Below are 1309 nucleotides of genomic sequence, written 5' to 3'. Positions count from 1 at the left end.
CGACACGAAATAGTCTGTTCCAGCGCGCATTCGCACAGCGTCAAATCCTACTGGATGGAACACATGGAACAGGGTCCAATGGCAGAAAGGCCATTGTGTCGCTCTTGTAGGGGGAAAGTGTCACCTTGGGGCCGGGAGTGTCACTATGGCGATGCAAATTGTGCCTCTTGAGCGCTGAAGTGTCACCCGCCACGCAGCGCGCGCGTGGAATGCAAGAAAGGTCCGACTGCGAGAAAGAGCGAGGCGTGTTCTAGGTCCGCGGCGCAATGTAGGAAATGTCTGAATATGGGTGGAAAGCGGACGGGGATTTGAACGGCCTTACTTGGCCGTGCAGCCCGTTGCCATTGAGCAACTCAATCACATGCTGCCAATTGCGATACTCACTGCAAACCCCATGGCCTTGCCGTTTGCTGGGCGCACTGCCGACAGGGTTACCCTCCATGGTACCGGGATCAGCCCCAGCCTTGAATTGGTAACGCTTGCAATTCACCCGCTCGTCGAGCCAATGTCACGATAAGGAGGGGGCTATGAGACATTTGATAACTGGCGCTGCAGCTTTCATGCTGGCGTCTACCGCGCTTGCTCATACAGGCCATGGTGACGGCGAAGTCACATTGTCTGAGCGCGTCGGTACAGAATACATGGTGATGCAAACCAGCGCCGATCAAACAGCTCAGGAGCCATTTCTGCGGGGCCTCGCCCTTCTCCATAACTTCGAGTATGACCGTGCGGCGACTGCATTCCGCGAAGCACAGGACGCTGACCCCGACTTTGTAATGGCCTATTGGGGTGAGGCGATGACGCATAATCATCCGCTATGGGAGCAGCAAGATCGTGAAGCAGCGCGGGAGGCACTAGCCAAGCTGGGTTCGGCACCTGCAGATCGCGCAGCAAAAGCCCGCAACCCTCGTGAAGCCGAATGGCTAGGCGCGGTCGAAATTCTCTATGGCGAAGGAACCAAGGAAGCGCGCGATTTAGCCTATCTCGGGCATATGCGATCCATGTTCGCTGCCGATCCCGACGATATCGATATCAGGGCCTTCACTGGACTTGCAATCCTGGGAAGCTCGCATGGTGGACGCCAGATACCAATCTACATGGAGGCCGCAGGCTTGCTTGAGCCCGGCTTCATGACCAACGAAATGCATCCCGGGATCTTGCACTATCTTATCCATTCCTATGACGATCCGGTCCATGCCCCATTGGGCAAGCGGATGGCAGAACGTTACGCGGTTGCAGCCCCCGATGCTGGCCATGCCCAGCACATGGTCAGCCATATTTTCTATGCTTTAGCCGATTGGAAAGCGAC

Annotated in this window: 1 protein-coding gene; it reads left to right on the top strand. The window is 56.4% G+C overall.

What is annotated here, in order from left to right; translation table 11 throughout:
- Window positions 1-527: 527 nt before the first annotated feature.
- On the top strand, window positions 528-1309 hold a 782-nt coding region (locus ACQY6C_RS12785; protein WP_427969323.1), incomplete at its 3' end, for a hypothetical protein.

The sequence above is a fragment of the Altererythrobacter sp. genome (assembly GCF_050299635.1).
Lineage (GTDB): Bacteria > Pseudomonadota > Alphaproteobacteria > Sphingomonadales > Sphingomonadaceae > Erythrobacter.
This window is presented reverse-complemented; position numbering and strand designations above follow the sequence as displayed.